Origin of the sequence: Novosphingobium cyanobacteriorum (assembly GCF_029436685.1) — a bacterium.
Lineage (GTDB): Bacteria > Pseudomonadota > Alphaproteobacteria > Sphingomonadales > Sphingomonadaceae > Novosphingobium > Novosphingobium cyanobacteriorum.
The window spans coordinates 1-15,606 of sequence record NZ_JAROCY010000020.1 but is presented as its reverse complement, the minus strand read 5'-3'; the positions used below and the strand labels follow the sequence as shown (position 1 = coordinate 15,606).

At 63.9% G+C, this 15,606-nt stretch carries 14 protein-coding genes and 1 tRNA gene; 11 read left to right on the top strand and 4 right to left on the bottom strand.

Annotated elements, in window-relative coordinates:
• The first annotated feature begins 9 nt into the window (after positions 1–9).
• The 8 genes from POM99_RS17620 (at position 10) to POM99_RS17585 (ending at position 9,664) form a co-directional block, all read left to right on the top strand.
• The gene (locus POM99_RS17620) at positions 10–561 is read left to right on the top strand and encodes a GNAT family N-acetyltransferase (RefSeq protein ID WP_277279811.1); all 552 of its coding nucleotides are present in this window, start codon (positions 10–12) and stop codon (positions 559–561) included.
• The gene (locus POM99_RS17615; protein WP_277279810.1) at positions 558–1,262 is read left to right on the top strand and encodes a site-2 protease family protein; all 705 of its coding nucleotides are present in this window, start codon (positions 558–560) and stop codon (positions 1,260–1,262) included. The genes POM99_RS17620 and POM99_RS17615 overlap by 4 nt, the downstream gene beginning before the upstream one ends.
• A gap of 40 nt (positions 1,263–1,302) precedes the next feature.
• A complete protein-coding gene (gene truB / locus POM99_RS17610; protein WP_277279922.1) occupies positions 1,303–2,217 on the top strand; it encodes a tRNA pseudouridine(55) synthase TruB in 915 nt (304 codons plus the stop codon).
• Positions 2,218–2,222: 5 nt separating this feature from the next.
• Positions 2,223–2,492, top strand: a complete 270-nt coding sequence (gene rpsO / locus POM99_RS17605) for a 30S ribosomal protein S15 (protein ID WP_277279808.1) — start codon at positions 2,223–2,225, stop codon at positions 2,490–2,492.
• 162 nt (positions 2,493–2,654) lie between these two features.
• Positions 2,655–4,982, top strand: a complete 2,328-nt coding sequence (pnp, locus tag POM99_RS17600) for a polyribonucleotide nucleotidyltransferase (RefSeq protein ID WP_277279806.1) — start codon at positions 2,655–2,657, stop codon at positions 4,980–4,982.
• A 148-nt stretch (positions 4,983–5,130) separates the two neighbouring features.
• Positions 5,131–6,777, top strand: coding sequence for a hypothetical protein (locus POM99_RS17595; protein WP_277279803.1), 1,647 nt, complete (start codon positions 5,131–5,133; stop codon positions 6,775–6,777).
• A gap of 65 nt (positions 6,778–6,842) precedes the next feature.
• Positions 6,843–8,936 (top strand): PA5441 family protein, encoded by a 2,094-nt coding sequence (locus tag POM99_RS17590; RefSeq protein ID WP_277279802.1) that lies wholly within the window; start codon positions 6,843–6,845, stop codon positions 8,934–8,936.
• Positions 8,867–9,664: a DUF3142 domain-containing protein gene (locus POM99_RS17585; RefSeq protein ID WP_277279800.1), complete on the top strand. Its 798-nt coding sequence runs from the start codon at positions 8,867–8,869 to the stop codon at positions 9,662–9,664. The genes POM99_RS17590 and POM99_RS17585 overlap by 70 nt, the downstream gene beginning before the upstream one ends.
• On the opposite strand, the gene POM99_RS17580 is transcribed toward POM99_RS17585, so the two are convergent.
• A complete protein-coding gene (locus POM99_RS17580; RefSeq protein ID WP_277279799.1) occupies positions 9,621–10,805 on the bottom strand; it encodes a GGDEF domain-containing protein in 1,185 nt (394 codons plus the stop codon). The genes POM99_RS17585 and POM99_RS17580 overlap by 44 nt on opposite strands.
• A gap of 121 nt (positions 10,806–10,926) precedes the next feature.
• Positions 10,927–11,622, bottom strand: a complete 696-nt coding sequence (locus POM99_RS17575; protein ID WP_277279797.1) for a GcrA family cell cycle regulator — start codon at positions 11,620–11,622, stop codon at positions 10,927–10,929.
• A gap of 89 nt (positions 11,623–11,711) precedes the next feature.
• Here POM99_RS17575 and POM99_RS17570 point away from each other — a divergent pair, with 89 nt between their 5' ends.
• Complete coding sequence (locus POM99_RS17570; RefSeq protein ID WP_438823027.1) at positions 11,712–12,599, top strand: ABC transporter permease; 888 nt, start codon at positions 11,712–11,714, stop codon at positions 12,597–12,599.
• Between the two features lie 19 nt (positions 12,600–12,618).
• Here POM99_RS17570 and hspQ read toward each other — a convergent pair whose 3' ends face one another.
• The gene (hspQ, locus tag POM99_RS17565; RefSeq protein ID WP_277279795.1) at positions 12,619–12,999 is read right to left on the bottom strand and encodes a heat shock protein HspQ; all 381 of its coding nucleotides are present in this window, start codon (positions 12,997–12,999) and stop codon (positions 12,619–12,621) included.
• Positions 13,000–13,164: 165 nt separating this feature from the next.
• Here hspQ and POM99_RS17560 point away from each other — a divergent pair.
• Both POM99_RS17560 and POM99_RS17555 read left to right on the top strand, forming a co-directional pair.
• Positions 13,165–13,254 (top strand) — tRNA-Ser (locus POM99_RS17560).
• 643 nt (positions 13,255–13,897) lie between these two features.
• Positions 13,898–14,905, top strand: coding sequence for a LysR family transcriptional regulator (locus tag POM99_RS17555; RefSeq protein ID WP_277279793.1), 1,008 nt, complete (start codon positions 13,898–13,900; stop codon positions 14,903–14,905).
• 57 nt (positions 14,906–14,962) lie between these two features.
• On the opposite strand, the gene POM99_RS17550 is transcribed toward POM99_RS17555, so the two are convergent.
• Positions 14,963–15,445: a hypothetical protein gene (locus POM99_RS17550; RefSeq protein ID WP_277279790.1), complete on the bottom strand. Its 483-nt coding sequence runs from the start codon at positions 15,443–15,445 to the stop codon at positions 14,963–14,965.
• Positions 15,446–15,606: the final 161 nt, after the last annotated feature.

Sequence of the window (15,606 nt, the reverse complement as noted above, 5' to 3'; positions counted from 1 at the left end):
CGAGCGGTAATGAGCGACGACGCCCTTTACGTCACCCTGTCCGATGGGGAGCTTTCTCTCGAACCCTTGCAGGAGCGCCACCGCGAAGGCCTGCGCGCGGCCTGTGCCGAGGATGACGCGATCTGGGAGATCTATCCCTTCAGCTATGCCGGCGCGCATTTCGATCCGCAGTTCGATGCCATTCTCAACGGTGGCGCGCGTCGCCGCGCTTACGCGATCTGTGCCGAGGGAGCCGTGGTGGGCATGACCGCGTGGATCGAGAGCGGCGCGCCGGGCTGGTCGATCGAGATCGGCAACAGTTTCATCGCGCCTTCGCTGCGTGGCACCGGATTCAACGGGCGGGTCAAGCGGCTGATGCTTGACCATGCCTTCGCCTGCGGGCTGGAGCGCGTGGGCTTCAAGGTCGACGCGCGCAACCTGCGCAGCCGCGCCGCGGTGGCCAAGTTGGGTGCGGTGGAGGAAGGCGTACTGCGCCATGAACGCCAGACCTGGACCGGTCACGTGCGTGATACGCACTGCTTCTCCATCCTGCGCAGCGAATGGGAAGGGCGCGCCAAGTGAACGATACGCTTTACACGGCGGCCACGCTGGTCCTGCCGATGATCTTCGCGATCGTGTTCCATGAAGTGTCTCACGGCTATGCCGCGCGGGCGCTGGGGGATGGAACGGCGCAGGAGCGCGGACGGCTCAGCCTCAATCCGCTGCGCCATATCGATCCCTTCGGCACGATCATCCTGCCGGGCATTCTCAAGCTTTCGGGCCTGCCCGTGTTCGGGTGGGCCAAGCCGGTGCCGGTGAACTATGGCCGGCTGCGCACTCCGAAGCGCGACATGGCGCTGGTCGCCGCGGCTGGCCCTGCCAGCAACATCGTGCTGGCATTGTTGACGGCGGTTGCCCTCGGCCTGCTGGTCCGCTCGGTAGACTATCAATCCGGCGCGCCTGGCTTGGGCATCCAGTTCCTGGCCGAAAACCTTCAGAATTTCCTCGTCGTGAACCTCTTCCTCGCGTTGTTCAACCTGCTGCCGCTGCCGCCGTTCGATGGATCACGCATCCTGCGCGGGGTGCTGCCGAGGGGGGGCGTGCGGCTGCTGGACCGGATCGAGCCGATCGGTATCCCGCTGTTCTTCGCGGTTTTCGTGATCCTGCCCTGGCTGGTTCCGGGCCTGCACATCGTGGACCGGATCATCCTGCCGCCGGTGGGCTGGCTGCTCGATCACTTCGTCGCGCTGGCATCATGGATCGCTGGCGCGGACCCCGCCTGATGGCGTGACAGCCGTTGCCGACCCGCCTATGGGCGCGGGCATGGTGAACGGGTGGATCATCCTCGACAAGCCGCACGGGCTGGGATCGACGCAGGCGGTGGCTGCGGTGAAGCGCAACCTGCGGCAGGCGGGGCTGGGCAAGGTGAAGGTGGGCCACGGCGGCACGCTTGATCCGCTGGCCACCGGAGTGCTGCCGATCGCGCTGGGCGAGGCGACCAAGCTGTGCGGGCGGATGCTTGATGCCAGCAAGGCCTATGCCTTCACCGTGGCCTTCGGAAGCGAGACGGACACCCTCGATCTGGAGGGTATCAAGACGCTTCAGGGTGGCCTCAGTCCGTCTCACCCCCTCCTCAAGACGTCTCTACCCCCCTTCAATGGACCCATTTTGCAGGTCCCGCCGGCCTATTCCGCCATCATGATCGATGGCCAGCGCGCCTATGACCGGGCCCGCGCGGGAGAGGACGTGGAGATCAAGCCCCGGGCGGTGACGATCCATTCGCTGGAGATCGCGGCGACCGAGGGGCCGGAAGACGCGCTGGAAAGCGCCACGCTGATCGCGCATGTTTCCAAGGGCACCTATATCCGCAGCCTGGCGCGCGACATTGCCCGGGCGATGGGCACATATGGCCACGTGACCATGCTGCGCCGCCTGCGCGCGGGCCCATTCGCGCTGGAACAGGCGATTTCGCTGGACAAACTGAACGATGTGGGTAAAGGCGCGCCCCTTGAACACGTACTCTTGCCGCTGGAGGCAGGGCTGGTCGACATCCCGGCTCTCTCCCTCGATCCCGAGCAGGCAAGGGCGGTCCGACAGGGCCGCGTTCTGACGGGATTGCCCTTCGAGGACGGGCTGTACTGGGCGCGACATGGAACTGTTCCGGTCGCACTGGTGGAGCTTTCGGGCGGAAGCCTGACCGTTTCGAGGGGGTTCAACCTTTCCGATGTCGCGGAGTGAATGATATGTCGATTACCGCTGAAAAGAAGCAGGAAGTCATCCAGAGCAACGCCCGCGCGGCGAATGACACCGGTTCGCCGGAAGTCCAGGTGGCGATCCTCACCAGCCGTATCCTGACGCTGACCGAGCACTTCAAGGCCCACCACAAGGACAACCATTCCCGCCGTGGCCTGCTGCAGATGGTGAACAAGCGCCGCTCGCTGCTCGACTACCTGAAGAAGAAGGATGTCGAGCGCTACAACGCGCTGATCCAGAAGCTCGGTCTTCGCAAGTAACCAAGCGGAGCGGCCCCAAGTGGGCCGCTTTTGCTTTGGGCCAAGCTCGCAATCCGGCGAGCCGCCTCTGGGGCACGATCAATGGCCCCGCACCGGACCGGGACGGCATTCCCCGGCAGCAAACCCCGCTCGCAATAGGGCGCGCGGGCTGAAGGAAACGAAATGTTCGACGTCAAAACCGTATCGCTGGAGTGGGGCGGAAAGACCCTCACCCTCGAAACCGGCCGCATTGCCCGTCAGGCTGACGGCGCGGTCCTCGCCACCTACGGTGAAACCGTGGTGCTCTGCGCGGTCACAGCCGCCAAGTCGGTGAAGGAAGGCCAGGACTTCTTCCCGCTGACCGTCCACTACCAGGAAAAGTATTCCGCAGCCGGCCGCATCCCCGGCGGCTTCTTCAAGCGTGAGCGCGGCGCGACGGAAAAGGAAACGCTGGTTTCCCGCCTGATCGACCGCCCGGTTCGCCCGCTGTTCCCCGAAGGTTTCTACAACGAAATCAATGTTATCGCCCAGGTTCTGAGCTATGACGGCGAGACCGAGCCCGATATCGTGGCGATGATCGCCGCTTCGGCCGCGCTGACCATTTCGGGCGTGCCGTTCATGGGCCCGATCGGCGCCGCGCGCGTCGGCTTCATCGATGGCGAATACGTGCTGAACCCGAAGCAGGACGCGGCGCTGACCGACGGCCGCCTCGACCTCGTCGTCGCCGCAACCGATACCGCCGTGATGATGGTGGAATCGGAAGCCAAGGAACTGAGCGAAGACGAAATGCTCGGCGCCGTGATGTTTGCGCATGACGAGATCAAGAAGGTCATCGGCGCGATCATCCAGCTGGCCGAGAAGGCCGCCAAGGACCCCTGGGACATCGACCTGTCGGACAACACCGCCGACATCAAGAAGAAGCTCAAGGACCTGGTCGGCAAGGACGTTGCCGCAGCCTACAAGCTGACCGACAAGTCGGCGCGCTCGAACGCGCTGAACGAGGCCCGCGCAAAGGCCAAGGCCGCGTTTGCCGACGAAGGCGCGCAGACCCAGATGGTCGCCATCAAGACGATGAAGAAGGTGGAAGCCGACATCGTCCGTGGCGCGATCCTGAAGGATGGCCAGCGCATCGATGGCCGCACCACCACGCAGGTGCGCCCGATCGAGGCGATCGTTGGCTTCCTGCCGCGCACGCATGGTTCGGCGCTGTTCACCCGCGGTGAAACGCAGGCGATCTGCACCACCACGCTGGGCACCAAGGACGCCGAGCAGATGATCGACGGGCTGGAAGGCCTGCGGTACGAAAGCTTCATGCTGCACTACAACTTCCCGCCCTATTCGGTCGGTGAAGTTGGCCGCTTCGGCGCTCCGGGCCGTCGCGAAGTGGGCCATGGCAAGCTGGCGTGGCGCGCGCTGCACCCGGTGCTGCCGAGCAAGGACGAGTTCCCCTATACCATCCGCATCCTGTCGGACATCACCGAGTCGAACGGTTCGTCCTCCATGGCGACCGTGTGCGGCGGCTGCCTTTCGATGATGGACGCGGGCGTTCCGGTGAAGCGTCCGGTTTCGGGCATCGCCATGGGCCTGATCCTGGAAGGCGACAAGTTCGCCGTCCTTTCGGACATCCTTGGCGACGAGGATCACCTCGGCGACATGGACTTCAAGGTGGCCGGCACGTCTGAAGGCATCACCACGATGCAGATGGACATCAAGGTTGCGGGCATCACGCGTGAAATCTTCGAAGTGGCGCTGCGCCAGGCTTCGGAAGGCCGCGCGCACATCCTGGGTGAAATGACCAAGGCGCTGGGTGAATCGCGCACCGAGCTTTCGGCCCACGCTCCGCGCATCGAAACGCTGCAGATCGACAAGTCGAAGATCCGCGACGTGATCGGCACCGGCGGCAAGGTGATCCGCGAAATCGTGGCCACCACCGGCGCGAAGGTGGACATCGACGACGAAGGCCTGATCAAGATCTCGTCTTCTGACCTGAACCAGATCGAAGCCGCCCGCCAGTGGATCCTCGGCATTGTCGAAGAAGCCGAGGTCGGCAAGATCTACAAGGGCAAGGTCGTCAACATCGTCGACTTCGGCGCCTTCGTGAACTTCATGGGTGGCAAGGACGGCCTCGTCCACGTGTCCGAAATGAAGAACGAGCGCGTGGAAAAGCCGACCGACGTGGTGAAGGAAGGCCAGGAGGTCTTCGTCAAGGTCCTCGAAATCGACCAGCGCGGCAAGGTTCGCCTGTCGATGCGCGTTGTCGACCAGGAAACCGGTGGCGAGCTGGAGGACACCCGTCCGCCGCGCGAACCCCGCGAGCCGCGCGGTGATCGTGGCGACCGTGGCGACCGGCGTGGTCCCCGTGGCGATCGCGGCGGCGACCGTGGGGGTGACCGCGGTGGCCGGGGTGACCGCGGCCCCCGCCGTGATGGCGGCGACCGTGGCCCGCGTCGCGACCGCGACGAAGGCGCTGCGCCCGATCATATGCCGGCGTTCCTGAAGTCCGACGACTGATCGGCTTCTGGCCTGCAACAAGCCATTGAGGGGCGGCGGAGCAATCCGCCGCCCCTTTTTGCTTCGCTTTGGTGGTAATGCAGCCTGTGATCTGGCTTTGGCTGGCCGGGCTGCCTATCGTTCCCCTTGAGGATCAAGGGGGATTTCCATGCAATTGCTTATCGCGGCCGGGCTGCTGGGCGCACTGGTCGGCACCAAGGGGCCGGTGACGTCGGACGTTTTTACCCGGTGCGATGGGTATCAGGCACCCGGAAAGAGCGACGGCTTCCTTACCGGCAGCCTGCTGTTCGGCCTGGCGGTCCAGGGCGAGGAGCATCGGCCGGTGGCGATTGCGGTGGGCGAAGAGGCTGTGACGGCCTGTGACGAGGCACTGGCCGACGTGCGTCTGAAGCCGGAATTCACCTATCGCCGCTCCAACCTGATGCTGTCGAAGGCGGTTCATCTGATGGCTGCGCACAAGCCCGCGGACGCGCTGGCGGTGCTGGATGGGGAGCAGGCCTTGGCAGGAGCGGCGCCCAATCGGCTGCGTGATCTGGGATTCGGCATCGCTTCGCGACTGATGCGGGCCAAGGCGTTGATCGACCTTGGACGACCAAAGGAGGCTGTTCCCCTGATCGAACAGGTGGAAGAATTGCGGCCCTATGCTGCGGTTGACCGTCTTCTCGCCTCGCAACTGCGCATGCAGGCCGATCCCGGTATCGATACCTATCTGGCCGATGTCCGCCGCAACGCGCCCCTGATGCCTGGCGGACTGATGCAGGCCATGCTCGTCGCCCTTGGGTCTGGACGGATGGCGGATGTGGTCTCGCTCGGGCGCGGACTTACAGTTTCGATGCCGGAAATGCGCGGCAGCTGGAAGGTGGAAGGAGACGGCCCTTCGGACAATGCGGACATCGCCCTGCGCGCGCAGATTGCAGGAATGCTGGCCTATGGCCTGATGGCGTCGGGCAACGCCAAGGAAGCAGGCGCCACGCTGGATGCAGCCGATGCGGCCCTGGCCCGGGCAACCGAACCGCCGCCGCCGCCCGAACCCGGCAGATCGTGGAAGCGGTCGGTACAGGAGGATTACAACCAACGCCTGGCCGAGGGCGGCAAAGGGGAGCGGGCGCTGAAGGGCTGGCGCGCGGCGATGACATTGCGACAGGAAGCCCCGGCGATGACCTCGGAACAACTCTTCGCCGAGATTTCCCGCCTGAAGTCGAAGGAAGTCTCGCTCGTCCTGGCCGATATCGTCAGCCAGATCGTAAAGCTTGAGCCCGGTGAGGCGCCGCAGCGACAGACTTTCATCGATACGCAGCACAAGGACCTGCTGAGCTATTTGACCAAGCAGGCCAATCTGACTTTTCCGGAATGGCTGGGCGCATTGCCGCGACCCGAAACACCGGGCAACCAGCCCAAGGTCCATAAGGCGGGCGATGGCTATTTCCTGTCGGACAACGGCTATTCCAGCACGCAGATGGATCTGCCCGACCGCTGGACCGTGCGCTTTACCGGATCGCTGGCGACTGCGGCATCCATCGACGAGCAGGCGATCGCCAGTGCGGCGGCGCTGACCAAATCAAAGGGGTATGGCCACTTCATCATCGAACTGCGTCGCCAGATGCAGCGCACGCTGCACCAGGTCGGCATGTACGCATCGGGTGACATCAACGACGGCCGGGAGGCGCAGCTGACCATCCGCATGGTGCGCCCCGACCAGTTGCCCGCAGATCTGCAGGGTGCGGAATGGCGCATTGTCGATGCGGCTAAAGTCCTTGCAGACTTTGACGTGGAGCATCCGCAACCGACGCTGTAGCGTTCGCGCTTGCTCGACAGACCTGCATGGGCGCACATGCGGGCTGGATTGAAGGGAGTTGGCCGATGCGTCGCGTTGGGTGGAAATGGGTGGTGGGCGCCGGTCTGCTGGCAAGTTCAAGCGTGGCGCTGGCATGTTCCGACATTGGCTGCGAGATGAGCTGGAACCTGTTTTCGGGCAGCTATTCCTGCGCCAATCGCATCGCGATTGGCCCTGGGAATGACAGCCGGGTCAACCTGTTCCTGCTGGCCAGTGACAGCGCGGGGCAGGGGCTTGCCGCGACAAGCTATCCCAAGGCGGAGTGGGAGGAGGAGGGCTTCGGCCAGGTCTTCCTCGATTGGCAGATGCTGCAGAACGCCATTGCGCCGCTGCCCGATGATGCGGAACGTGGGTACAGCGGCGTGATGTCACGCTGCGATCACCTCGATGCCGGGGCTGTGGCTTTCAATGAGGCGCTGGGCGCGGCAAAGGGCCTGCCTGCCGAGGAAAAGGCGGCGTTGATCGCGACACGCGGCAGCATCGGGCAATCATGCAAGAGTGACGCCGTGCCCGTGCAATGGCCAACGGCGATCAAGTCATCTGCGGGGTGGGCCTTCCTTGGTTACCTGCGCGCCAGCGATGCCTTCTATGCGGACAACTGGGACGAGGCGCGCAACGGCTTTTCCGCGCTGCGTGGAGCCAAGGAGCCGTGGGTGGCGGAAACGGCCGCCTATATGCTGGTGCGGACCGAAATGGCCGCTTCGCAGAACAAGGCGCTGGACGAATACGGTTACTACACCGGTCTGAAAGGCATCGACCAGGCCGCGGTGGCGCGCGCGGCGCAGGCATTGGGCGATTACCGCAAGGCCTACCCGCAGGGCCGCTATGCCGCATCGGCGGCAGGGTTCGAGCGGCGTGTCCTGTGGCTGGCAGGCAATTTCGATGCTCTGGGCAGGCAGTATGAAAGCATGCTGACCGCGCGGCCGGTGCAAGATGCGCAGGGGCTGGAACTGGTTCAGGAGATCGACAACAAGTTCCTGTTCAACCCGGATATCGAGAAGCCGCACGGCGGTGGGCCGATGGTGCTGGCGGCGGCCGATCTGGTGGCGATGCGCACGGTGATCGACGAGAGCGGCGAGGTTTTCGAAAAGCCGAGCCTGACTGCCGAGGACCTGGCCAGCCAGCAGCTCGCGTTCGCCACACGGCCAGATCTCTACGCCTTCGTGCAGGCGAACCACGCCTTCTATGTGGCCAAGGATTACCGGCGGGTGCTGGCGCTATTGCCCGACGATTCCCACCGGCCGTCCTACACACCGCTTGCCTTCAGCCGGCAGGTGTTGCGCGGGCAGGCGCTGGCTGCGCTGGGCGATCGCAACGAGGCAGGGTTCTGGCGTGACCTGCTGAATGGCGCCACAGGCCTGTGGCAAAGACCGATGGTCGAGCTGGGGCTGACGCTGAATTATGAACGGCATGGGAGGCTGGCGGAGGTGTTCGCCGCCGGTTCGCCCGTGACGCGCTTCGAACTGCGCGACATCCTGCTGACTCACTCGGCGGGGGCGGGGCTTCTGCGGCAGGTGGCCGGCGGCGGAGCCTCTGCAAAGGAGCGCGATCGGGCGCTTTACCTGCTGCTCTACAAGCAGTTGAGCCGCGGCCTTTATGGCGATTTCCTGGGCGACTTGGCCAAGGTACCGACCGATGCTCCGTGGCCTGCGGGTGAGGGGACGGAGGCTGCACAGGCGGCACTGTTCAGCAAGGGCAAGGTGAGTGACGGGTTTGCCTGTGGCGCGCTGGGGAGCACGGCGCGGACCCTGGCAAGCAATGCAGCCGATCCCCGCGCGCTGCTTTGCCTGGGCGAGTTCTGGCGGCTGAATGGATATGACGGCCCACAGGAGCAGGATCGCAACCCGCCTGCGGCGGATCTGGGCGGGGCGGTGCAGGAATTCGCCGGAGCACCGCTGACGCGGGGCGCAATCTATGCCCGCGTTCTGGCCAGCAAGTCGGCCGGGGGCGAAGAGCGGGCCTATGCGCTCTATCGTTCGGTCATGTGCTACGCGCCGAGTGGCTATGACGGTTGCGGGGGCACGGAAGTGTCGGTGGCGCAGCGCAAGGCGTGGTTCAACCAGCTGAAGGCGCAGTTCCCGAAGAGCCCCTGGGCGAAGAAGCTGCGTTACTACTGGTGAAGCGCGCGGGGCTGGCACTGGCGGTTGCGCTATCCGCCTGTGCTCCGGCGCAGGAGATGCCGGTTGATCCGGCACAGCATGATGCCTTCTATCTTTGGGCGGGCGTGCCGCCACCCGACTATCTGGCCAAGGCGAGCACGCTCTACATCCTGGGCGGGGAAGTGCGGCGCGGTGGGCCGCCGCGCTATGTCTCGCTGCGCGGGATACCCCGGCTGCATCGGGGGGAGGTCTGGCTGGTGGTGCGAAGCAACCGGCTGGATTGGGATGCGCGGACGACCGATGCCGTGATGGCGGATCTGGTGCGGTGGCGGGCGGCGGGCAATCCTCTGGCCGGCCTTCAGGTGGATTTCGACACGGCGACCGGAAAGCTGGATGGCTATGCCGAATTCCTGCGCGGCCTGCGTGCGCAACTACCGCAGGGTATGCGGCTGTCGGTCACCGGGCTTATGGACTGGAGCGCCAATGGTGATCCGGCCGCGCTCGCCAGCCTGCAGGGCGTGGTCGATGAAGTGGTGATCCAGACCTATCAGGGGACACGAACCATCGCGGGGTACGAAGCCTATTTTCGCAGGATCGACCGCGTGCCGGTGCCACATCGCGTGGCCCTGGTGCAGGGTGGGCGTTGGCGCGAACCGCCGGAGCTGTCGCGCGATCCCCGCTTTACCGGCTATGTCGTGTTCCTGCTCACGCCGCCTCGCGGATCGGTTCGGGATCCTGGCCTGCAATGAGGATCTGGTTGCGACCTGCCTGCTTGGCTGCATAAAGCGCCACGTCCGCTGCTTTCAATGCTGCCGATTTGGTCTCGTAGGCAAAGACATCGGCCACGCCACCAGAGAACGTGACACGGCCAAACGGCATGTCGTTCGCGCGATTGACCAGCCGACGTTGCGAAATCTCGTCGCGTGCATCGTCCAGCTTCTGCCACGCCTGCTCCACGGTCAGCCCGCGGAATACGACTGCAAACTCCTCGCCGCCGTGCCGGGCGACGTGACATTTTGAATCGGAGATGCGGCTGAGCGTATCGGCGACAACCTTCAGCACGCGGTCGCCCGCTGGATGGCCGTGGGCGTCGTTGATGCGCTTGAAGTGGTCAATATCGCAGAATGCCACGCTCAGCGGCTCATGCGCCAGCTTCGCTTCGCGCAGTTCCCGTTCCAGCAGGTGTTCAAAGGCGCGACGGTTGGGCAGGCCGGTAAGGTGGTCCTGATCGGCCAGTCGACGGGTTTCTTCCAATGACCGCTGCAGTTCCTGGGCGCGCTTTTCGCTGCGGGCGAGTTCGCCTTCGATCGAGCGGGTGCGTTCCATCATCGCGCGGGTGAGCGATGCCAGCTCGGAAATGACCATGCCGGCCTTGCTCACCTGCTGCAGATCGTCAACATGGCGCTGCAGGGCGCTGTTGTATTCGCTAGTGGCCGTGCGGGCGCCGCTGGTCGCCTGCCCGAACTCGTCGAGACTGTCTTCCAGGCGCTCCATCAGGTTGGCGATGGCTTCGGCGTTCTTGTCGCGGCTCACCTCACCGCCCACTTCCTCCAGCCACTGGATGGTGATGGGCATGCCCTTTTCGGTGCGTTCCAGAATCAGCTGGGCAAGCCGGGGGCTGGCGCCGGTGACGCAATCATAGGCAACACCAAGCGTGTAAGGCAGTACCTCCAGATCGTGATCGATCAGGAAATCGGCAACCTTGCCGAGCAGGCGACGTTTCGCCGGCAGCCACACTTCGCGTGCGGTGGGATCGCGCGATGACGCAGCCGCAGCCGTCGCTTGGGGCTGTTCGATCGGACCTTCGTCGTCCTCAGCCTCGGGGACGAGACCGAACCACTGTCGCCAACCGCCGCGGCGCCCGCTGTCGCTGGAATTCTGGTGCGTCATGCACGTCAGAACGGCGCAGGAGCGACGAGGTTAACCATCGGGAGGGTGAAAATGTGCTGCGAAATGAAAAAAGAGCGCCGACGAGAAATCGCCTGCGCCCTCTTCTCGAAACGTGTGTCGCTCAGCGAACGCGAGGGCCGCCGAATGGCATCGGCGGCGGCGGGCGGCGGTGGCCACGTGGCAGCTGCGCCTGGTAGGCTCGGCCGCAATGTTCCACGCAATAGGGGAAGCCTGGGTTCACCTTGTCGCCACAGAAGTGGAAATCGGGCTCACCCGGATGACCCATCGGCCAGCGGCAGATGCGATCGTTCAGGTCCAACAAGCTCGTCTTGTCGGCAATCTCAGGGCTGGGGCGAGCCGGCACAAGGCGGCGAGGGGGCGCAGGCGGGATCGGCGCCTGTTGATCACCCGGCCCCTGGCGCAGGAAGCCACCCGGGCCAACCGAGACGATGCGCGGCTGGGGCGCAGCGGGTGGAGTGTCTGCGGCAGGGGCAGCCGCAGCCATCGGTGCGGCCGGCGCTGGCGCAGGGCGAGGCGCAGGAGCCGCTGCTGCCGGAGGAGGCGCCGGGCGCGGCGCAGGAGCACGCGGTTCTGCAGGTGGCGGTGCCGGCCGCGCAGCCTTGGGCGCTGCAGGTGCAGCCTCGGCTTTTTCGTTCGGCTTCACCGGAGAAGGGCGCGCCTTGAGGCCAAGACGATGCGCCTTGCCGATCACGGCATTGCGGCTGACGCCGCCGAGCTCATCGGCGATCTGGCTGGCGGTGGCCCCGCCCTCCCACATCTTGGTCAGCTTTTCGATCCGCTCTTCCGTCCAGCTCATGCCTTCGTCATTTCCTTCAATGCCGCGCCGGGGAATCCCGTTGGGCCAATGCCTTGCCATCGCGGTCGGGGCGCGATACCGCACCTGCCATGCTTGATCAACCGAAGCCCAAACCGATTGCCGGTACGCCGCCGGAAACGGCAAGCCGCATGCCCGGAGCCTTTCCAGCGCCCGGACAACCGCTTTTCCGCGGGTTCAACCGACTTGGCCTGTGGACCCTCTATATGAAGGAGGTCCGCCGGTTCTTCAAGGTGCAGACGCAGACGATCTGGGCTCCGGCGGTGACCACGCTGCTTTATCTGGTCATCTTCACCCTTGCCCTTGGTGCGGGCGGCCGCACCGTGTGGGGTTTTCCCTTCGCCACTTTCGTCGCTCCAGGCCTCATCGCCATGGGCATGATCAACAATGCCTTCGCCAATTCCAGCTTCGGATTGCTGGTGGGCAAGGTGCAGGGCACCGTGATCGATTACCTGATGCCGCCCATTTCCAACGGAGAGCTGCTGCTGGCGCTGGTTGCGGCAGCGGTGACGCGCGCGGCGCTGGTTGGGCTGGCGGTCTGGGGCGCGATGATGCTGTGGCCGGGTCTGGAACTGCCGGTGCATCATGGCTGGGCGATCGTCTGGTTCGGGTTGATGGGTTCGATCCTGCTCGCCCTGATCGGCGTGCTGACTTCGCTCTGGGCGGAAAAGTTCGATCACAACGCTGCGGTCACGAACTTCATCATCACGCCGATGGCGATGCTTTCAGGCACGTTCTATGCGATCGACAAGCTGGCACCCACGTTCCAGGCAATCAGCCGGGTAAATCCTTTCTTCTACGTGATTTCCGGCTTCCGCTTCGGCTTTCTGGGCCAGAGCGACATCGGAAGCACGAACACGGCGGTGCTGCATGGGGCAATCGGGCTTGGCGTGCTGAACCTTGCGCTGGGCGCGATCACCTATGCCATCCTGCAGAGCGGCTGGAAGCTGAAGGCCTGAACACGGCCTTCAGCACCAGTCAGTGCGAAAGCCCGCGGCGGAGACGGTAGCGTCCGTTGCGAAAGCCATCGAACATCTCGTCAAGCGACGGGTGATCGACCGGACCTGATTCTGCATCTGCCGTCAGGTTCTGCTGGCTGACGTAGGCAACATAGCTGCTCTCGTCGTTCTCGGCGAGCAGGTGGTAGAAGGGCTGGTCGCGCGGCGGACGGATATCCGCCGGTATCGATTCGTACCATTCCTCGCTGTTGGCGAAGACTGGGTCGATGTCGAACACCACGCCACGGAAATCGAACAGTTTGTGCCTCACCACATCGCCGATGGCGAAGCGCGCCTCGCTGATATCGGGGACAGTGATGTGCCTGCCAGCCTGGGGCAGGAAGATGCTCGCACGTTCCATGTGTCTGATATAGGTCCGCCGCAGGTGCGAAACAAGCGAACCGACGCAATAGGGTGTATTTGTTCGCGAGAAAGCTGCACCTTTCCGCTTGGCAAGCAACGAACACTGCGCTAACGGCGCGCTTCCTCGACCGGGAACAGCCCTTGCGGCATCCCTTGGCACCATGGAGAGGTGGCAGAGTGGTCGAATGCGCCGCACTCGAAATGCGGTGTACGGGCAACCGTACCGTGGGTTCGAATCCCACCCTCTCCGCCAGCCATTCCCCAGCAATCTGCCATTTTTTGAACCATGGGTGTGCCAGCGTTGGCACGGATGCCACCAGTATCCTGATCGTTCGTGACACGGGATAACATCGGGGTTGGGAGCCGTGTTAGCGGGCTGTGCGGTTTTCTAAAGCATGGCCGCACCATAGCCGTACCATAGAGCAGGGCATCGGCCTTGAGGTGGTTGTACCGCATGGCCGTGATTGAGAGATCGCTGGGCCCGGCCCACATGGAAAGGTGTTGCGACTCCATCCCGTCCACGCCGAGCCGGGTGATGCAGGCGTGGCACAGCGTGTGATGGCCGATGTCGTCGATGTGGCCGCCGAGCTTCTTCACGTCCTCATGCAGGCTCGCCCACATGTACCAAGCCCCCACCTGTACCAGGCCGGAGCCGCGAGAGGGAACCACTTGCCCCCGATCTCCTGCGCATCGAGTGGGGGGCGGCAGCGCGAGGAATGGCACAGGTTTCGGCCGGACTGGTCTTGCATGTACCAGATCAAGCCCTCGAAGCAGCCTATGCCGCCCTGCCGCCGTTTTCCACCTCTGCCGTTGACAATGCGGGTTTTGCGCATGACGGAAACGCTGTTAATCTTGCCGCCAGTCCCCTCACCACGTTGACATAAGGGGGCGGGGAGATGGTCATGCGGTTCGGCAGGCTCGACCTCAATCTGCTGGTTGCACTCGACGCGCTCCTAACCGAACGCAGTGTCAGCCTGGCGGCCGACCGGCTGTGTCTTTCGCAATCAGCGACATCGTCCGCACTGGGCCGGCTGCGCGATTACTTCGAGGACGAACTGCTTGTCGTCAAAGGACGACATATGATTCTCACTGCCCGCGCCGAAGAGCTGATCGAGCCGGTTCGCGCGGTGCTGGAGCAGATCCGCACGACCATCGCCGTCTCACCGCCGTTCGATCCGGCAACATCCGACCGACATTTCCGGATCATGGCCTCGGACTATTCGACGGAGGTGCTTCTCGCCAGAGTGTTAGCCGGGCTGGAGGCATTTGCGCCGCGCATGCGCTTTGAAATCCAGCCGATGAATGACAATCCAATCGAAGCGATCGAGCGCGGGTATGTCGATCTGCTGCTGATCATTGACTACGCGATCTCGCCTGATCACCCCAGTCTGATCCTTTTCGAAGACGACTATGTATTGGTCGGAGACCGCAACAATCCTGCTCTTGCTGGTGAAGTGACGCGCCAGACCTATTTCGAACTCGGTCACGTTACACCGCGTTTCGGCAGGGGCAGGGTAGCGGCCTTCGATGACTGGTTCATGCGTCGGCAAAAGCAGCAGCGCCGGATCGAGGTTGTCGCGCCTACTTTCCTTTCCCTACCTGGGCTCGTCCTTGGCACCAATCGGATTGCAACGGTGCACCGCCGGATGGCGGAGCGCCTTGTCAAAAGCCTGCCGCTTGCCATGCGCGAAGTGCCTTTGGATATTCCGCCGATCCGTGAAGCGATCCAGTGGAACATCGCCAACAACGGCGACAGCGCGCTGCGATGGGTGGTCGAGCGTCTGCAGGAAGAGGCGCGGTCAGAACAGTGCGATCCGCGTGCAGGCGCGAGCCCGATCCGCCCTAACGCGCCCGATATGCAGGTTCTGGAAGTGGAATACCGGTCCAACAACCTTCCAAAGTAGCTCCTGATGCTGCCGGTGTGATGCTCCCGCAGCATCAGGGAATTCATATGCGACCTGTCAGGTCGCCGTCTCGCGCGCCAACATTGCTTCCAGTAGGCGGCGTGCACGGGTTCCGCCTTGGTCAATCCCGAGCGAAACCGGCTTTTCCTTCCAGAAATCCTTGCCGCGCACATTGGCATATGCCGCTTCGATCATCGGCTTGTCCTCGACGTCGAATGCCTCGCCAAACAGCTTGATCAGCATCGCATCAACCTCGGGATTGTCGACATCGTTCATACGGGTCGACGACCAGAAGTAGTGGGTCGTGTGTTCGTCGGCCGGCGTAAGGATGTGCGCCTGGGGCACCTCGAAACCGGTGTCGCGAGGGTGTCCATGAGGCGCGACGCCAACATGCAATCGCATCGAGGCCGGCGCGTTCCAGCGCATTTCCAGCCAGTGATCTACGCACGATTCAGGCGGGTAAACGCCCATGGCAACAGAGGGAGGTGGAATGTTCGGCATCCACCAGTTCGAATGCAGCGTATCGCCATCCACCTGCACGCTGTGCTTGCCGGCGAAAATGACACCGCCGCCTGCAAACTGTAGCGCGACGATTACGGTGTCCGGTCGGCGTCAATTTTGATGGCCGATAGGTGGCCGCGCCGGTTGGTGAATTCTGGCTACCATTTGCTGTTGCGAGGAGCAACCGTCGAGCGACAATT